Origin of the sequence: Pelomonas nitida, assembly GCF_043555975.1 — a bacterium.
Classification (GTDB): Bacteria; Pseudomonadota; Gammaproteobacteria; order Burkholderiales; family Burkholderiaceae_C; genus Pelomonas; species Pelomonas nitida.
Genome location: NZ_JBIGIA010000019.1, coordinates 1 through 14,876, shown reverse-complemented (window position 1 = coordinate 14,876; position 14,876 = coordinate 1). Strand labels below are relative to the sequence as shown.

The 14,876-nt window shown below is 66.3% G+C and carries 19 protein-coding genes; 14 read left to right on the top strand and 5 right to left on the bottom strand.

Translation table 11 applies throughout. The annotated features are described in order from the left end of the window. The first annotated feature begins 36 nt into the window (after positions 1-36). The 3 genes from kefF (at position 37) to ACG00X_RS20295 (ending at position 3,124) form a co-directional block, all read left to right on the top strand. Positions 37-687, top strand: a complete 651-nt coding sequence (kefF, locus tag ACG00X_RS20305; protein WP_394490912.1) for a glutathione-regulated potassium-efflux system oxidoreductase KefF — start codon at positions 37-39, stop codon at positions 685-687. A 73-nt stretch (positions 688-760) separates the two neighbouring features. Beyond that, the gene (gene kefC, locus ACG00X_RS20300) at positions 761-2,608 is read left to right on the top strand and encodes a glutathione-regulated potassium-efflux system protein KefC (protein WP_394490910.1); all 1,848 of its coding nucleotides are present in this window, start codon (positions 761-763) and stop codon (positions 2,606-2,608) included. Between the two features lie 84 nt (positions 2,609-2,692). Then, a complete protein-coding gene (locus ACG00X_RS20295) occupies positions 2,693-3,124 on the top strand; it encodes a DUF1841 family protein (RefSeq protein ID WP_394490908.1) in 432 nt (143 codons plus the stop codon). A 28-nt stretch (positions 3,125-3,152) separates the two neighbouring features. On the opposite strand, the gene ACG00X_RS20290 is transcribed toward ACG00X_RS20295, so the two are convergent. From ACG00X_RS20290 to flgA, 3 genes are all read right to left on the bottom strand, one after another. After that, positions 3,153-3,542 carry a hypothetical protein gene (locus tag ACG00X_RS20290; RefSeq protein WP_394490906.1) on the bottom strand — a complete coding sequence of 130 codons (390 nt, stop codon included), beginning with the start codon at positions 3,540-3,542 and terminating at the stop codon, positions 3,153-3,155. Positions 3,543-3,546: 4 nt separating this feature from the next. Then, positions 3,547-3,879, bottom strand: a complete 333-nt coding sequence (gene flgM, locus ACG00X_RS20285; protein ID WP_394490904.1) for a flagellar biosynthesis anti-sigma factor FlgM — start codon at positions 3,877-3,879, stop codon at positions 3,547-3,549. Between the two features lie 138 nt (positions 3,880-4,017). Beyond that, on the bottom strand, positions 4,018-4,716 hold the full coding sequence (gene flgA / locus ACG00X_RS20280) for a flagellar basal body P-ring formation chaperone FlgA (RefSeq protein WP_394490902.1): 699 nt from the start codon (positions 4,714-4,716) through the stop codon (positions 4,018-4,020). Positions 4,717-4,861: 145 nt separating this feature from the next. Between flgA and flgB the strand changes: the two genes are divergently transcribed. From flgB to ACG00X_RS20245, 7 genes are all read left to right on the top strand, one after another. Further along, a complete protein-coding gene (gene flgB / locus ACG00X_RS20275) occupies positions 4,862-5,275 on the top strand; it encodes a flagellar basal body rod protein FlgB (protein ID WP_394490900.1) in 414 nt (137 codons plus the stop codon). Between the two features lie 14 nt (positions 5,276-5,289). After that, entirely contained in the window at positions 5,290-5,706 is a 417-nt protein-coding gene (gene flgC, locus ACG00X_RS20270; protein ID WP_394490898.1) for a flagellar basal body rod protein FlgC, read from the top strand. 16 nt (positions 5,707-5,722) lie between these two features. Then, the gene (locus tag ACG00X_RS20265; RefSeq protein ID WP_394490896.1) at positions 5,723-6,370 is read left to right on the top strand and encodes a flagellar hook assembly protein FlgD; all 648 of its coding nucleotides are present in this window, start codon (positions 5,723-5,725) and stop codon (positions 6,368-6,370) included. Between the two features lie 62 nt (positions 6,371-6,432). Beyond that, positions 6,433-7,749 carry a flagellar hook protein FlgE gene (flgE, locus tag ACG00X_RS20260; RefSeq protein ID WP_394490894.1) on the top strand — a complete coding sequence of 439 codons (1,317 nt, stop codon included), beginning with the start codon at positions 6,433-6,435 and terminating at the stop codon, positions 7,747-7,749. A gap of 127 nt (positions 7,750-7,876) precedes the next feature. Beyond that, positions 7,877-8,608: a flagellar basal-body rod protein FlgF gene (flgF, locus tag ACG00X_RS20255; RefSeq protein WP_394490892.1), complete on the top strand. Its 732-nt coding sequence runs from the start codon at positions 7,877-7,879 to the stop codon at positions 8,606-8,608. A gap of 2 nt (positions 8,609-8,610) precedes the next feature. After that, positions 8,611-9,393 (top strand): flagellar basal-body rod protein FlgG, encoded by a 783-nt coding sequence (gene flgG / locus ACG00X_RS20250; RefSeq protein ID WP_394490890.1) that lies wholly within the window; start codon positions 8,611-8,613, stop codon positions 9,391-9,393. A 126-nt stretch (positions 9,394-9,519) separates the two neighbouring features. Continuing rightward, entirely contained in the window at positions 9,520-10,188 is a 669-nt protein-coding gene (locus ACG00X_RS20245) for a flagellar basal body L-ring protein FlgH (protein WP_394490888.1), read from the top strand. A gap of 139 nt (positions 10,189-10,327) precedes the next feature. Here the strand turns inward: ACG00X_RS20245 and ACG00X_RS20240 are convergent, their stop codons facing one another. Continuing rightward, positions 10,328-11,422: an integron integrase gene (locus tag ACG00X_RS20240; protein ID WP_394490886.1), complete on the bottom strand. Its 1,095-nt coding sequence runs from the start codon at positions 11,420-11,422 to the stop codon at positions 10,328-10,330. Between the two features lie 773 nt (positions 11,423-12,195). Between ACG00X_RS20240 and ACG00X_RS20235 the strand changes: the two genes are divergently transcribed. From ACG00X_RS20235 to ACG00X_RS20220, 4 genes are all read left to right on the top strand, one after another. After that, the gene (locus ACG00X_RS20235) at positions 12,196-12,732 is read left to right on the top strand and encodes a hypothetical protein (RefSeq protein ID WP_394490884.1); all 537 of its coding nucleotides are present in this window, start codon (positions 12,196-12,198) and stop codon (positions 12,730-12,732) included. An 87-nt stretch (positions 12,733-12,819) separates the two neighbouring features. Beyond that, complete coding sequence (locus tag ACG00X_RS20230; protein WP_394490882.1) at positions 12,820-13,311, top strand: YfbM family protein; 492 nt, start codon at positions 12,820-12,822, stop codon at positions 13,309-13,311. A gap of 67 nt (positions 13,312-13,378) precedes the next feature. Then, the gene (locus ACG00X_RS20225; protein WP_394490880.1) at positions 13,379-13,756 is read left to right on the top strand and encodes a hypothetical protein; all 378 of its coding nucleotides are present in this window, start codon (positions 13,379-13,381) and stop codon (positions 13,754-13,756) included. A 54-nt stretch (positions 13,757-13,810) separates the two neighbouring features. After that, the gene (locus ACG00X_RS20220) at positions 13,811-14,308 is read left to right on the top strand and encodes a hypothetical protein (protein ID WP_394490878.1); all 498 of its coding nucleotides are present in this window, start codon (positions 13,811-13,813) and stop codon (positions 14,306-14,308) included. A 242-nt stretch (positions 14,309-14,550) separates the two neighbouring features. Here ACG00X_RS20220 and ACG00X_RS20215 read toward each other — a convergent pair whose 3' ends face one another. Continuing rightward, positions 14,551-14,817 (bottom strand): hypothetical protein, encoded by a 267-nt coding sequence (locus ACG00X_RS20215; RefSeq protein ID WP_394490876.1) that lies wholly within the window; start codon positions 14,815-14,817, stop codon positions 14,551-14,553. Positions 14,818-14,876 lie beyond the last annotated feature (59 nt).

The window sequence follows — 14,876 nt, the reverse complement described above, 5'->3', positions numbered from 1 at the left end:
CAAAGCGGTCGTGCGGGGAAGTTACCCTAGTCGCCCATGCCTGACAGTACCGCCCGCGACATCCTCGTCCTCGCCGCCCATCCCGACCTGGGCCGCTCCCACATCACCCGCACGCTGCTGGACACGCTGCGCGCCTCGCCGGTGGCCGACCGGGTGGTGCTGCGCGACCTCTACCGGCTCTACCCGGACTTCCACATCCACGTCGACGCCGAGCAGCAGGCCCTGCTGGCCGCGCGGCTGGTCGTCATGGTGCATCCCATCTACTGGTACAGCATGCCCGCGCTGCAAAAGCTGTGGCTGGACGAGGTGGCCCACCTCGGCTGGGCCTACGGCCCCGGCGGCACGGCGCTGCACGGCAAGGACTTCTGGCTGGTCAGCTCCACCGGCGGCGGCGCCGAGGCCTATGCGCCGGGCGGCCACAACCACCACCCCATCGGCGACTTCCTGCTGCCCTACCGGCAAACCGCCCACACCTGCGGCATGAACTGGCTGCCCCCGCAGATCCTGCACGCCGCGCATCGGGTGACGCCCGCCGAGGCCCAGGCCCATGCGGACCTGTTCGTCAAGCGCCTGTCGCACTACCCCGCGTGGTGCCACCCCCTCGCCGAGCCCGGCGCGGGTGACGAAGCCCGCGTGGCCCTGGACGAACGGCCAGCGCTGTTCTCCCCACTGGAGGGTGCAGCATGAGCGCCGCACCACGCCGCCCCAGGCAAGTTCCCGCCCGCCTCACGGGCCAGGCCGCAGGCCGCAGGGGGCAGCCATGAATCACGGCAACTGGCTTCAACTGCCCCTGGTGTTCCTGGCCGCGGCGGTGCTCGCCGTGCCGCTGGCGCGCTGGGCCCGGCTGGGCGCCATCCTGGGCTACCTGGTCGCCGGCGTGCTGATCGGGCCGGCCGTGCTGGGCCTGGTGCCCGACTCCGACGCCATTCCCGAGGTGGCCGAACTCGGCGTCGTGCTGATGCTCTTCCTCGTCGGCCTGGAACTGGAGCCCAAGCGGCTGTGGGCCATGCGCCGGCCCATCTTCGGCTGGGGCAGCGTGCAGCTGCTGGGCTGCGCGGCGGTGCTGACGGGCGTCGGCATCGCGCTGGGCTTCCCCTGGCGGCTGTCGGTCGTCGTCAGCCTGGGGCTGGCGATGTCATCTACCGCCGTGGCGCTGGCGGTGCTGGCCGAGCGCAACCTCGGCCGCACGACGGCGGGCGAGAGCATCCTGTCCGTCGCGCTGCTGCAGGACATCGCCGCCATCCCCGTGCTGGCCCTCGTGCCCGTGCTGGCGCTCAGCGGCAGCCATGCTGACGGTGACGGCCGCACCTGGCTGGCCGCCGGCAAGGCCCTCGGGGCCATCGTCGTCATCGTGTTCGGCGGGCGGCTGCTGCTGCGGCCGGCGCTGCGCTGGATCGCCCAGAGCAAGACGCCCGAGATCTTCACCGCCGCCGCCCTGCTGCTGGTGCTCGGTACGGCCGCGCTGATGCAGGCCGTAGGGCTGTCGATGGCGCTGGGCGCCTTCCTGGCCGGCGTGCTGCTGGCCGAGAGCGAGTACCGACGCGAGCTCGAAACCGACCTGGAGCCGTTCAAGGGCCTGCTGCTGGGGCTGTTCTTCATCGCCGTCGGCATGGGGCTGGACCTGCGCTCGGTGGCCCGCCAGCCGGGTCTGGTGCTGGCGGTGCTGGCCGCGCTGCTGGTGTGCAAGATCTTCGTGCTGGCGCTGATGGCCAAGGCGATGAAGATCCCGCTGGTGGAGCGGCCCGCCTTCGTCATCCTGCTGGCCCAGGGCGGCGAGTTCGGCTTCGTCGTGTTCCAGCTCGCCCAGGGCGAGGGCATGATCAGCGCGGCGCAGAACTCGGCGCTGGTGGCGTCCGTCGCGCTGTCGCTGGCGCTCACGCCGCTGCTGCTGACCGGCGGCGACCGGTTGATGTCGCAGAAGCTCGCACGCATCGGCGCGAAGAAGAAGCGCGACGAAGCGCCGCCGCCACCGGCACCCATCATCATTGCCGGCAGCGGCCGCTACGGCCAGGTGGTAGGCCGCCTGCTGCGCGCCAACGGCATCGAAGCCACCGTGCTGGACCAGGATGCCGAGTCCATCGAGGGTCTGCGCAAGTTCGGCTGGACCGTGCACTACGGCGACGCCACGCGGCTGGACCTGCTCAAGAGCGCCGGCGCCGAAACCGCGCGCGTGCTGGTCATCGCCATCGACGACATCGGCCAGAGCCTGGAGATCGCCGAGCTGGCGCGCGAGCACTTTCCGCAGCTCACCGTCGTTGCCCGCGCGCGCAACGTGCAGCACTACTACCAGCTGCACGAGGCCGGCGTGCGCCACATCGAGCGCGAGACCTTCGACTCCGCCCTCATGAGCGCCCGCAGCGTGCTGGAGCTGACCGGCATGGAACCGCACGCCGCGCGCCGCCAGGCCATGCGCTTTCGCCGCCACAACATCGAGGTGCTGAACCGCATGGTGCCGCTGCAGGGCGACGAGAACGCACTCATCGCGGCCGCCAAGCTGGGTCGCCAGCAGTTCGAGCAACTGATGGCCGCCGAGCGCGAGGCCGACGAGACGCGGCGGCGGGCCCAGCGCGTCGGCTGGGACGGCCATGCCGCCGAACCCGACGCCTGAACCAGCCCACGATCCCCGGACCTCCCCTCGCCGGGGATGCCCCCTGGCCGTGGCCGATGCCGCCGCTGCGCGGACAATCCGCCCATGTTCGCCCCCTCCCAGCTCGAAGTCCGGCGCTTTTTCTGCGCCACCTACCGCAAATGGCGTGACGGCGCGCCGCTGATCCCGATGGAGGCCATCGCGGCGGACTGGATCGCCGAACACCCCGAGTACCACGCCGAGCTGGCCGACGAGGCCGGCGCGCTGGAGAAGGTCTACACGGTCGAGGAAGGCCGCACCAACCCCTTCCTGCACCTGTCCATGCACCTGACGATCACGGAGCAGCACGCCATCGACCAGCCCTCCGGCATCCGCCAGGCCGTCGACCTGCTGGCCGCCAAGCGCAACTCGCGCCACGAGGCGCACCACGCCGCGATGGAGGCGCTGGGCGAGATGATCTGGGCGTCGCAGCGCAGCGGCCTGCCGCCCGACGGTCACGCCTACCTCGACGCGGTACGAAAAAAAGCCACCTCGTGAGGTGGCTGGTTCTGGCGGGCGGTGCGGCTCAGGCCGTGTAGCTGCCGCCGCCCAGGCTGCGCCGCTCCGCCTTGCCGCCGGCACCGTACAGGCCGGTCGGCTCGCTGGGGATCAGCACGTCCAGCGCGCGGTCCAGCGACGCGTTGCCGCGGGCCAGGCTTTCGCGCTGCGCGGCCAGCAGGCCGCCGGCGCGCACGAGGCGGCTGCGCAGCGCGGCCGGCACACCGCCACTGCGGGCGGCTTCGCTGAAGCTCTGCACCGCCCGGGCCAGGTGCTGGTGCAGCTCAGCAGCATGCTGCTCGATGGCGCCGGCGTCGCGGCGCGCAAGCGCATCGCCCAGCTGGTTCAGCGTGGCCTCGACGGCCAGCAGGGGCGCTTCCAGCTCGGCGCTGAGAGAAGGAGACGAGACGGTGGTCATGGGATCAGTGCTTGTTGCCGCGGGCGCTCACCAATTCTTGCGCATTCGCGACCAATTTGTCAGCGATGGCATTGGCGTTGACCGTGAACTTGCCCTCGGAGATGGCCTTGGCGATGCGGTCGACCTTGGCGGCGTCGAAGCTGCCGTCGTCGGACCCGGCCGCGCTGGCGGCCATCTTGGCGGCACTGGAGATGGCGACTTGGGCGCTGGGCGCGGGAGTGGCCGCAGCCGAACGCGCGGCGTCGGTCGTGGCCGTGGCGTCCGCCTTGCGGGCGGCCGGCCGCTGCTCGGCCTTCACCGTGCTGGCGGTGCCTTCTGGGCTGTTACCGATCTTCATGAGCTTCTCCAGGGTGCGGGGCGGGCCCCGCTGGGGCATTGCAGGGGGAGTTTCCTCTTCTATCGGCCCCGGGCCCAGAAACTTGAACGGGAATTGGCCGGATTTTCGACCCAGTTCCGCCGATTCGTGGTGCTTTGCTCACAAAGCCACCTCCACCCGCCGCTCACCGACGGCGCGGCCGCTGACGACGCGACCGCTCTCGAAGCGCACGCGAACGTCCTGGCCTTCGATGCCCGCGCCCATGGCCTGGGCCTCCGATGACACCGCAAACCCGTCGCCGACGGCGCTGACCTGCACGGTCTCGCCGGCGGCGAACCATTGGCGCGACTTCAGCGCCGGGGCACGCAGCGCCTCCGCCGCGCCCACGGGGCGCGCCAGCGTGCGGCCAATCAATTGCCCGGCGTCGGTGAACACGGCGCCCGGCTCGGCTGCGATGTCGATATCGGCCATCGCCAATTGTTCTTGAGTGAGGTTCACGCCGGCCGGCAGCGGCCCGCTGGCGACGACGACGCGCCCGAAGACGGCCACCCGCACCGGCAGCGTGACGTTCCAGCGCGCCGTGCCGGCGGTGCAGCGCAGGCCGATGCGGCTGCGCCCCCAGACGGCCACGCCCGGCGGCAGGTAGGGCTGGATCTGCGCGCAGGGCGCCAGGCGCAGCCGGCTGTCGAGCTGGCCGATCTCGACGGCGACCCGCGTGCCGGGCGGCGCGGTGGCGCGCGCGGCGGCCTCGGCGAGCTGGCGCACGCGCTCGATGAGCGCCGGCTCCAGCACCGTCTGGGCGCAGGCCTGCGCGCCCACCAGGGCCAGGCCGATCAGAAATGCGGTTCGACGCAACATGGCTGGCACTTTAGGGAGGGGCTGCCGCGCACGAGGTCGGAATTGACCGGCTTTGACCGCGCTAATCCCGCTCATGTTTTCGGGGGCGGTTCAGACAATTCGTGCAAGAAGCCATTCCGGCCGCGCCCCTCGAAAGAGGCTCCAGATGTTGAACCGACTCACCGACTCGCTGAACTTCCAGACCCAGGCGCTCACGCTGCGGGCGGAGCGCCAGCGCCTGCTCGCCAGCAACATCGCCAACGCCGACACGCCGGGCTACCAGGCCCGCGAGATCAACTTCGCCCAGGCCCTGCGCGAAGCCACCGGCGAAGTGCCCACCGCCGGCAGCATGGCGACGACGCAGCGCGGCCACATCGCGCCGCTGGCCGGTGCGCGCGGCGAGAGCGGCAAGGAATACGCGCTGCAGTCGCAGACCAGCCTGGACAGCAACGGCGTGGACATGGACCGCGAACGCGCCAGCTTTGCGGACAACTCGGTGAAGTACGAGGCCACGCTGCGCTTCATCAACGGCGCCGTGCGCACGACGCTGGACTCGATGAAGTCGCACACCCAGGGCTGACGGAGGGCTGAACCATGTCGATGTTCCAGATCTTCAACGTCTCCGGCAGCGCCGTCAGCGCGCAGAGCCAGCGACTCAACGTGGTGGCCAGCAACCTGGCCAACGCCGACACCGTGGCCGGCCCGGACGGCCAGGCCTACAAGGCGCGCCAGGTGGTGTTCCAGACGGCGCTGATGGGCGCGGGCAACGACAGCGGCAACGCCGGCGTGCGCGTGACCACCATCACCGAAGACCAGACGCCCGGCCGCCGCGTGCACGACCCCAAGCATCCGCAGGCCGATGCCGATGGCTATGTGACCTACTCCAACGTGAACCCGGTGGAAGAGATGGTCAACATGATCTCGGCGTCGCGCTCCTACCAGAACAACATCGAAGTCATGGGCACGGCCAAGAGCCTGCTGCTCAAGACCCTGCAACTGGGTCAATCCTGACCGCTGAAGGCAAGCCATGGACCTCTCCGCACTCAACGGCACCAGCAGCTCCACGTCGGGCAGCACCATGTCGACCAAGAACGCCGCCGACACGCAGGACCGATTCCTGAAGCTGCTCGTCGCGCAGATGAACAACCAGGACCCGCTCAACCCGATGGACAACGCGCAGGTGACGAGCCAGATGGCCCAGATCCAGCAGGTCACGTCGCTGTCGACGCTGGACACCAGCATCAAGAGCCTGGGCACGCAGCTGGGCCAGATGCAGGCGCTGCAGTCGATCTCGCTGGTCGGCCGCGAGGTCAGCGTGCCGAGCGACAAGCTCCAGGTCGTGGAGGGCGTGGCCGAGGGCAGCTACGAGCTCGACGGCGCGGCGCAGGCCGTGAAGCTCGAGGTCCTGAACGGCTCCGGCACCGTCATCGACACGCAGCAGCTCGGCGCCCAGGGCTCGGGCCGCCAGACCTTCAGCTGGAATGCCGGCACCAAGGCCGCGGAAGGCAGCGAGGTCAAGTACCGCATCACCGCCACCAACGGCACCGCCACCGTCGCCTCGACGACCTATGCCTTCGACAAGGTCGACGCCGTCTACAGCGAGGGCGGCAGCCTGAAGCTGAACCTCGCCCGACTGGGCCCGGTGGACTACACGAGCGTCTCCGCCGTCAACTGACCTGGCGACTCTCCCGCCGTCCATCGAACGCTCACCCGCACGACAACCGCAAGGATTCCCCCATGGCATTCCAGCAAGGCCTCTCCGGACTCGCCGCTTCTTCCAAGAACCTCGACGTCATCGGCAACAACATCGCCAACGCGGGCACCTATGGCTCCAAGGCGTCGCGGGCGGAGTTCGCGGACATCTACGCCGCCGCACTGAACGGCGCCGGGCAGAACCAGATCGGCATCGGCACGCAACTGCAGGCGGTGGCCCAGCAGTTCACGCAAGGCAATATCACGACCACCGAGAACCCGATGGACCTGGCCATCAACGGCGGCGGGTTCTTCCAGGTCAGCGACGGCGTGAACCCCACGCTGTACAGCCGCAACGGCCAGTTCAAGATCAGCAAGGACGGCTTCATCGTCAACAACGACGGGCTCAAGCTGATGGGCTACCCGGCCAACGGCGCGGGCGTCATCCAGCCCGGCACGGCCCAGCCGCTGCAACTGCCCACGGGCGGCATCGCTCCCGCCGTGACGACCAAGGTGAGCATGGAGTTCAACCTCGACTCCCGGCTCCCCGTGACCGCCCCGGACAGCGGCACCACCACCGGCATCGACCTGGCCGACAGCACGACGTACAACAACGCGACGTCCATGACGGTGTACGACGCCAAGGGCCAGGACGTCGCCGTCACCTTCTACTTCCAGAAGGCCGCCACCGACGCCGACGGCAACGACACCTGGAACGTCTACGCCACGGCCAACGGCACGCCCTTCGACACCGACTCCAACGGCGCCGCCATCGACCTGGATGCCAACGGCAACCCGATGACGCCGTACACCACCATCACCTTCCCGCCCACGGGCGGCTCGCCGACGCTGCCGACGACGCCGATCACGATGAACATCCCTGCGGGCACCAGTGCGCGCGGCAACACGACGCTGGCCATCGCCGACATCCAGCTCGACCTCACCGGCGCCACGGAAAACGGCAGCAGCTTCGCGGTGACCAACCTGACCCAGGACGGCTACGCGCCGGGCCAGCTCACCGGCATCTCGGTGGCCAACGACGGCATCATCCAGGCGCGCTACTCCAACGGCCAGAGCAAGCCCGCCGGCCAGCTGGAGCTCGCGAACTTCCGCAACCCGCAGGGCCTGCAGGCCATGGGCGGCAACGTCTGGACCCGCACCGTCGCCTCGGGTGACCCGGTCGTCGGCGTGCCCGGTGACGGCAACATGGGCGCGCTGCAGTCCGGCGCACTCGAGGAAAGCAACGTGGACCTGACCGCCGAGCTCGTCAACATGGTGACCGCGCAGCGCGCCTACCAGGCCAATGCGCAGACGATCAAGACGCAGGACCAGGTGCTGCAGACCATCGTCAACCTCAGATGACCCACCCCCGTAGCGCCTTCGGCGCTCCCCCTCAAGGGGGCGCCGCCAGTGGCCCGGCAAAGCCGGTTCCACGGCGGCCGCTTGAGAGGGCGCGGCGCTGGCGCGCGCACCGAACCCAGGAGTTGGCATGGATCGGATGATCTATCTGTCGATGGCCGGCGCCAAGGCGGCCATGCAGCGGCAGGACGTGCTCTCGCACAACCTCGCCAACGTCACGACGAACGGCTTTCGGGCCGAGCTGCAGGCGTTTCGCGCCGTGCCGGTGCGCGGCGACGGCGCGTCCACGCGCGCCTTCTCGCTGGAAACCACCATCGGCTACAACGACGCCCCCGGCGCGCTGACGCCCACCGGCCGCAACCTCGACGTGGCCATGCAGGGCAACGCCTGGCTGGCCGTGCAGGCCAACGACGGCACCGAGGCCTACACCCGCGCCGGCTCGCTGGACGTGAACGCTGAAGGCCTGCTCGTCATGAGGAACGGCATGCCGGTGCTGAGCGACGGCGGCCCGATCAACATCCCGCAGAACAGCGAGGTGTCCATCGGCAGCGACGGCACCATCAGCGCCAAGTCGCCCAACCAGAAACCCACCACCGTGGCCCGGCTGAAGCTCGTCACGCCCGAGACGACAAGGCAGATGACCCGCGGCGACGACGGCCTGTTCCGCGCCGCCGACGGTGACCTGCCCGCCGACCAGACCGCCCGCCTGCAGGACGGCGCGCTGGAAGGCTCCAACGTCAGCCCCGTCGAAACCATGGTGGCCATGATCGCCGCCGGCCGCCAGTTCGAGCAGCAGATGAAGCTGCTGCAGCTCGCGCAAACCCAAGGACAGCAGTCCGCCAAACTCCTCGGGAGTACCTGACCATGATGCGCTCGCTCTGGATTGCCAAGACCGGCATGGAAGCCCAGCAGACCCAGCTGGACAACATCTCGCACAACCTCGCCAACGTCGCCACCAACGGCTACAAGCGCTCGCACGCGGTGTTCGAGGACCTCATCTACCAGAACCTGCGCCAGGCCGGCGCCAACAGCACCGAGCAGACCACGCTGCCCACCGGCCTGCAGGTGGGCCTGGGCGTGCGCCCCGTGGCCACCGCTCGCATCTACACGCAGGGCAACCTGCAGCAGACCAGCAACAACCTGGACCTGGCCATCAAGGGCGACGGCTTCTTCCAGATCCAGATGCCCGACGGCACCACCGCCTACACCCGTGACGGCAGCTTCCAGCTCAACGCCAACGGCCAGATGGTCACGAGCAACGGCTACACCGTGCTGCCCGGCATCACGATCCCGCAGAACGCACAGAGCCTGACCATCGGCAACGACGGCACCGTCAGCGTCACGCTGCCCGGCCAGGCCGCCGTGCAGACGGTCGGTCAGCTCCAGCTCGCCAACTTCGTGAACCCGGCCGGCCTGGACCCGAAGGGCCAGAACCTCTTCGCCGAGACCGCCTCCAGCGGCACGCCCAACACCGGCGCGCCCAACAACAACGGCATGGGCGCGTTGCAACAAGGCTTTGTCGAGACCTCCAACGTCAACGTCGTGGAAGAACTCGTGCAGATGATCCAGACGCAGCGCGCCTACGAACTCAATTCCAAGGCTGTGCAGACGTCGGACCAGATGCTGCAAAAGCTCGCGCAGATTTAAGACCACCCCCTACCGGCTTCGCCAGCCCCCTCAAGGGGGCGCCGCTGGTGGACCGGCAAAGCCGGCTCCACGGCGGCCGCTGGAGGGGGCGGCCGGCTGCGCGGCCTCATTCGTGGAGACGTCATCATGAAATTCATCGCTGTCCTCTCATTCACTGCCCTGCTGGCCGGGTGTGCGACGCCCTACCCTGAGCCGCAGGTCGAACTGGCGCACACGCCGGTCGTCAACCTGCCGCCGGTGCAGCCCCAAGCCGCGACCAACGGCTCCATCTACCAGGGCGCCAACTACCGCCCGCTGTTCGAGGACCACCGCGCGCGGCTGGTCGGCGACACGCTGACGATCAACATCGTCGAGAAGGTGTCGGCCACGCAGACCAGCACCAGCGAGCTGAGCAAGACGGGCAACCTGTCCGCCAGCGTCACCGCGCTGCCGGGCATTGCCGGCAACTCCTTCGGGCGGGCCAGTGCCGGCGCCAGCTCGGCCAATGACAACAAGGGCAAGGGCAGCAACCAGAACACCAACGAGTTCACGGGCGCCATCACGGCCGTCGTGACCGGCGTGCTGCCCAACGGCCACCTGATGATCAGCGGCGAAAAGCAGATCGGCGTGAACCGCAACGTCGACGTGCTGCGCTTCTCGGGCCAGGTGGACCCGCGCATGATCGGCCAGGGCAACGCCGTCTCGTCGACGGCCATCGCCAACGTCCGCATCGAGCAGCGCGGCCGCGGCGCCACCGCCGACGCCCACGCCGTGGGCTGGCTGTCACGCATCTTCCTGAACCTCGCGCCGAGCTGAGCGGGCGCTGCGGGGGCGTTTGGGAGTGCCGGTATTCCAGCTGACGCGCTCAGCCCGACTGGGGTGATCGGCGGCAGCGGTTGGCCAAAAGCAGTCGCATGCCTCAGGTCGGCCGCTGGCAGGTCAAGGCTGTCAGCGGTCAGTCACGAATGACTGCTTCCTGGCTGTCTCTGTAGGCCTCAAGTGATACCCCCGCTGACCGAGCAGCCATGGTGTCCATGGGGCTGCGTACGGCCCCACCGCCCACCTTTAGCACATGCGTGTAGATCATGGTGGTGGACACGTCGGAGTGTCCTAAAAGATCTTGCACCGTACGGATGTCATAGCCATCCTGAAGCAGGTGCGTGGCGAACGAATGCCTCAGTGTGTGCGGCGTTGCGGGTTTGTGGATCCCGGCGCGTTGGACCGCTCGCTTGAATGCCCGCTGAAAGGTCTGGTCGTACAGGTGATGCCGACGCACGACGCCCGAGCGCGGATCTACTGAGTGATGGTCCTGCGGAAACACCCAGAACCATGCCCAAGATGCACCTGCTCTTGGGTACTTGCGCTCCAGCGCGTCGGGCATCTCGACGCCGCCCGTGCCTGCGGCTTGGTCGGACGACCAGAGAACATGTGAACATTGCAGCTGCACCTTGAGCTGGGCCTGCAGAGCCTCCGGCAGCATAAGCACTCGATCCTTGCCGCCTTTGCCTTGCCGGACGATGAGGGCTCGATGCGCGAAGTCCAGATCTTTGACTCTGAGCTGCAGCGCCTCGGTGATGCGAAGCCCCGTTCCGTAAAGCAACTGGGCCAACAGCGCATGTTCGCCCTGCAGGAGCGCGAAAACGCGACCCAGCTCCTCTCGCGTGAGCACGACGGGAATTCGGCGCTGACTACGCGGCCGGCCGATTTCCTGCATCCACGGCAGGTTGACCCCCAGCACCTTGCCGTACAAGAACAGCAAGGCCGACAGCGCCTGGCGGTGGGTCGAAGAAGCCACCCGGCGCTCGTCCGCGAGCCAGCTCAAGAACGCCTCAACGGCATCTCCGCCCAGGTCCTTCGGATGCTGCAGCTTGTGGAAGCGGATGTACGCCCGGCACCAGTGCACGTACGCGTCCTCGGTACGGCGGCTGTAGTGCAGGAAGCGAATTCGCTCCCTCAGCTGATCCAGCAGCCGCTTGGACTGCAGTGGTGGCAAGGCAGCGACTGGCACCGGAGGTGCCACTCTATCGGGCGCTGTTGACGGACCCAGCATCCTTGCCTCCAATCCGCCCTGAAGGGCAGCACGCCTGCGGATGGAGGCCTAGACAATGACCTCCGCGACGCAGCGGACCGCATGCCGGACTTGCTGGCAGCGTTGATGCTGTATAAATTAACAGTCAATCGGCTTGAAATCAAGCAATGACGCGGCCTGCGGGCCCGGGAGGTGTCCGATGTTATGCAGACAGGTGCCGGTGTTATGCAGCGAAACTGTCGCCCTACAACCTAGTTAGACGCTAGCCCGTGAAACACATTGCGAGCATCAAGCGCGCGTTAGCCATCATCGTATTGGCGTGCTTCTTCCTTCCCTTGTGTCAGTGCACCGCCAAGATGCCTCCAGGCTCCGAGCCTGCTACAGGTGAGGCGGTTACTACTACTGTCCTAGTGCCCTTCAAGCAGATTCAATTTCAGGAGGTTGATGAAATCTTGTTTGTTGTCTTGTTCGCCTGGCCTCTATGCTTCTTGGCCATGCATCGTGCAGTGCAATCAAGGCGCCAGAAGGTATTGATCGCAAGCCTCGAATTTCTATTTGGCCTCGCATCAATAATTTATCTTGGGTTGATCCTTAAGCTTTGGGGCGAGCTGAGATACGGCGGCGCAATCGCAATGCTCGCATTCATCGCAAGCACAGCAATATCTGGTAGCGTAGTTCTAAGCCACACTTTGCCGAAACGCGTCTAACCCTGCAGTCGAGCGGGACCGCTGCAAGCTGCGCTTGCAGTTCCCTCGGCTTCGCCTCGGCGGCCCCTCACTTCCACGTTAGCCATCATGAATACCGGACGCCGAATCGCCACCGCTGCCCTTGCGCTATCGCCAATGATGCTTGCGTCCACTTCGGAGGCGGCCACCAACTTTGCGCCGCGTCAATCAGCAGGGGCTTGGGTCAAGTTTCTTGAAAGCCGCAAGCTTCGCACCGCATCACTCCGACCACATGAACTGGTGTTAGCCGCACTCGACTTCTTTGTGTCAACTCGGGCTACTGGACTGGACTCGGAGCCCGGCTCAGACATGCTTCTCTACCAATGGGGCGTATTCGACTTTGGACGGGGCGAGTTCTTTGAATTCGATCTGACCAGGCAGTTCATCTCGGACGGGCACTCAGGCGATGAGGCTTTCAGTCAACTCCGATGTACCGCATACTTTTCGCCTACGCCGGAGCTCAGAGCCATCCCCTCAGCCAATCGCTGGTGTAAGAGCAGGGCGGATGCGGGCGAGTTCAAGAAGTTCATTCTTGGAAGCCGCGCCTATGCTGCCGTCGAGAATCGTGTTGCTGCGAAGGTTGTCGCCGAGTGGGGGCGGGTCTGATGGCTAACCAGTCGCTCGAGCCGACTCGCCTCGGCAAGCCGCCGCTCGCGGCTCACCTTCAACGTTGAGCAGCACGAGGCAAATGGCATGTCGATGATCGGAAATTACCTGCCGCTGTCCCCCGCCGAGCTTGCGGTAATCGTGCAGAACCCACCCCAAGCGGAAGCGCTGGCCTATCCGGAAAACGGGGACTTGCCGCCAGATGCGTTGGACATCGACAAGTCTTGGCACCTGATTCACTTCCTCTTGAACGGCGAAACTTGGGGCGGTGATGGGCCGCTCTCGCAGGTAGTTCTTGGGGGAACAGAACTTCCGGACACCGACGCTGGCTACGGGCCATTCCGCTACTTGCGCCCGGAGGAAGTTCAGGCGACGTCTCAGGCGTTGGCTGCAGTTTCATCTGAGGAGTTGTTGTCGCGCTTTGACGCAGATCGTGCGCATGAAGCGGAGATCTATCCGCAGGGCTGGAGCGGAGATGACGGAGAACGCGAATATGTTCAAAGCAACTTTCAATCGCTTCAGCAGCTCTATTCAAAAGCTGCTGCCACGGGCAAGGCAATGCTTCTCTATCTGTCGTGATGCTGCTCAACCATTCATTGCAGCGGACGGCTTCGCCGCCCGCTGAACTCCGACGTTAAACAAACCCATGAGCCGACTGTTCAAAATCGCGGGCTACGTAGCAGGGGTTCTTGCGGCGTTCATGCTGTTTCGCTTTACTGCTGCGTTGGGCGCAGCCGGTCTAATGCTCGTTTTCAGCTTCGCGTTCGTTGGGCCCGGCAACCGTCTTGCGTGGATTGCTGTTTTCCCCGTCGTCGCGGCAATTCTGGCGGCGGTCGGCTACGGTATCTTCGCAATTCTTCCCGAAGACAACGAGCGCCTTAAGTTGCTGGTAGCTTTTGCTGGCATGCCGGTCGTTCCCGGTCTCGTTCTCTGGGCGGCGGTGCGCTTTCGCAAATATCGCGCTGAGCGCCTGCAGCAACCACCTACTGCACAAGATACTTCGTCAGCGAACGGTGTTGTTTAACCTGCCACTGGAGCGGACCACCTTCGGCGTCCGCTCATCTTCACGTTAGACGTCATGTTCTGCCTCGCTATCGCCGACCGCCGTCAATCCATCGAAGGCTTCCGATTCTTCGCTGGGCGCCTTGTTCTCGGCGAAAGCATCGAGTTCTTGCGTTGTGCATCCGGATACTGGTCCCCACGCCAGTATCGGAGTCAATGGCGAGTAGCTGCCGCTCGTTTGGCGTCTCATCCAATGGCCACCTCCGCCTTCGTCACATCTGCCGCCAAAGGCCCCGGAAACTTCGAATGGTGGCTTGCACGGCGGCGAGGCAATACCGTCACGTTTACAAATCAGCTTGTGTTTCTGGGGAGGCCGCGGTTGCATGTTTCCGCAGAGCTTGCTCATGAGCAGAAGCACCGCCCCACCTATCGCGGCGGGCATCAAGAGCAACGGCCAAGCGAATGGAGGCTGCCGTTCTCAGAAATCCGCCGGTACATGCGCCATGAGATGACATCTAACCCATCCGTCAAGAGGGCGTCCCGCAAGCGGGCCGCGCCTTACGTCGAACGTTGAACGGCCGCTTCCGGGCATCGAGTTCGAAAAGTCGAATGACCGCACCCGCTGCAGAGCTGCCGTGCGCCTTCTCCAACTGACCAGCAGCAGTGGGTCGAAAACTGACACTGAATACCCTCTTGACGCCCCCGCATTCGGTCACCGCAACGTTGACGTTCGCCCCACTCACGCCATGCACCGATGTGCTGATCGCGGATCTGTTCGCTGGCTGTTGGCATCCATCTGCGTGAGGCGGACGTCACTCAGGCCCGGATCGATTCCAGATAGTCCACCGCCAGATGGGCCAGCGCCCGCACGCCCACCTCCAGCCCGCGCTCATCGACGATGAAGCGCGGCGAATGGTTGGCGTAGGCCTGGGCCGGGTCGATGTCTGGCGGCGTGACGCCGACGAAGAAGAACAGGCCGGGGATGAGTCGCTGGAAGAACGAGAAGTCTTCGGCGCCCCCGAGTTCGACACCAAACAGCCGTTTCGAGCGTTTTCCGCCAGCGGGTCCATTTGGAATCAACAACTTAGGCGCGCATTGGTCGATTTTCTGTAGTGGCACGTTTGCTTATTTGGTGTGTTGGC